This is a genomic window from Variovorax sp. F042, assembly GCF_057814215.1.
In genome coordinates, this window is the sequence record NZ_JBVASX010000094.1 from 1 (window position 1) to 286 (window position 286).

Annotated in this window: 1 protein-coding gene; it reads left to right on the plus strand. The window is 65.4% G+C overall.

Features of this window, described 5'->3' with window-relative positions; translation table 11 throughout:
- Positions 1-283, plus strand: a 283-nt coding sequence (locus tag ACZYSP_RS35555) for an enoyl-CoA hydratase-related protein (RefSeq protein ID WP_489019262.1), incomplete at its 5' end; no start/stop codon positions are given.
- Between the last annotated feature and the right edge of the window lie 3 nt (positions 284-286).

Consider the following 286-nt stretch of genomic DNA (forward strand, 5'->3'; position numbering starts at 1 on the left):
GCCACGCGCAGTGGTCAAGAGCAAGGCCATGGACATGGTGCTCACGGCCCGCATGATGGACGCCGCCGAAGCCGAACGCGCCGGCCTCGAGAGCCGCGTGGTGCCTTTCGAAAAGCTCGCCGACGAGGCGCTGGGCGCGGCGCTGATCATCTGTGGCTACTCGATGATCTCGGTGATGGCGGCGAAGGAATCGGTCAACCGCGCCTTCGAAAGCGGCCTGTGCGACGGCGTGTTGTTCGAGCGCCGTCTGTTCCACGCGCTGTTCGCCACCGTCGACAAGTAGGAA